Below are 1,478 nucleotides of genomic sequence, written 5' to 3' on the forward strand. Positions count from 1 at the left end.
CCACGGCCCCCGGGCCGCTGCCCGGCGGGGACTGAGCGGGCGGCACCGGCCCGGCGGGCCGGCGTCGTGCCCGGTGATACGGTGGCCGGTACCCGCGACGGCGACGCCGTCGAACCCCGCCCCGAGAGGTCCACCGCCGTGCTTCTTCGTGACGTCCGACCCGAGGATCTGGACGAGTTCTTCCTCCACCAGCAGGACGAGCAGGCCAACCTGATGTCCGCCTTCGCCCCCCGCAACCCCCGGGACCGCGGTGTCTTCGACTACCACTGGGCCCACCTGCTCGGGGACGAGGACACCGTCGTGCGGACCATCGAGCACGAGGGCCGCGCCGTGGGTGCGCTCGTGTGCACCCAGCAGGACGGCGTGGGCGAGCTGTCCTTCTGGACCGCGCAGGACTACTGGGGCCTGGGGCTGACGACCGCGGCCGTGGACCGGTTCCTGGAGGAGCACACCGCCCGCCCGCTGCGGGCGCACGTGCCCGAGGACAATGTGGGCTCCGTGAAGGTGCTCTCCCGCCGCGGCTTCGAGACCGTCGGCGAGGAGAAGGTCTTCTCCAACGCCCGTGCCGAGGTCATCACCGAGCTCGTGATGGAGCTGCCCGCCGCCGACTGAGCGCGCCCCGCGGCCCCCGCCGTGCCGGCGGCCGCACCGGCCTGCCACGACGACGGCCCCGCCTCCCGGTGCCCGGGTGGCGGGGCCGCGGCGCGTCCGGGGCCGTCAGACCATGGTCAGGGTCAGACCCGGGCGGCGCAGGATCGCGCCGACGTCCGCGAGGAAGCGCGAGCCCTGCTCGCCGTCCACGAAGCGGTGGTCGAACGAGAGGGACAGCGTCATGACGTCCCGCAGGGCGATCTCGCCGCGATGCTCCCACGGCATCCTCCGGACCTGGCCGATCGCGATGATCGCCCCCTCACCCGGGTTGATGATCGGGGTGCCCGCGTCCACGCCGAACACCCCGACGTTCGTGAGCGTGAAGGTGCCGCCGGCCAGATCCGCCGGGGACAGCCGCCCCTCGCGGGCGAGGCCCGTGAGATCGCGGATGGCGTCGGCCAGCTCCCTCAGGCTCATCGCCTGGGCGTCCTTGACGTTCGGCACCATCAGCCCGCGGGGGGTGGCGGCGGCGAAACCGAGGTTCACGAAGTTCTGCTGGACGATCGTCCCGGCGGCCTCGTCCCACCGGGCGTTGACGTCCGGGGTGCGCTCCATCGCCACGAGGCACGCCTTGGCGGCGAGCGTCATGGGCGTGAGCTTGACGTCCCGGAACTCGCGGGAGGCCTTGAGCTCGGCGAGCAGCTCCATGGTCTCGGTGACGTCCACCTGCAGGAACTCGGTCACGTGCGGGGCGGTGAACGCGGACTGCACCATGGCCGCCGCGGTCGCCTTGCGCACGCCCTTGACCGGCACGGCCTCCGTGCGCGGGCGGCCGCCCAGGGTGCGGACGCCCCCGGTCGAGCCCGACTCGGCGCCGGACTGCGGCG

Annotated in this window: 2 protein-coding genes; one reads left to right on the forward strand and one right to left on the reverse strand. The window is 73.8% G+C overall.

Going from position 1 to position 1,478, the window contains the following annotated elements:
* The first annotated feature begins 138 nt into the window (after positions 1–138).
* Positions 139–612 (forward strand): GNAT family N-acetyltransferase, encoded by a 474-nt coding sequence (locus D8M29_RS12200; RefSeq protein WP_051995227.1) that lies wholly within the window; start codon positions 139–141, stop codon positions 610–612.
* Between the two features lie 105 nt (positions 613–717).
* Here D8M29_RS12200 and D8M29_RS12205 read toward each other — a convergent pair.
* A partial coding sequence (locus tag D8M29_RS12205; RefSeq protein ID WP_127446021.1) for a dihydrolipoamide acetyltransferase family protein occupies positions 718–1,478 on the reverse strand: 761 nt, incomplete at its 5' end.

Source organism: Micrococcus sp. HSID17227 (assembly GCF_003989405.1).
GTDB lineage: Bacteria > Actinomycetota > Actinomycetes > Actinomycetales > Micrococcaceae > Micrococcus > Micrococcus luteus.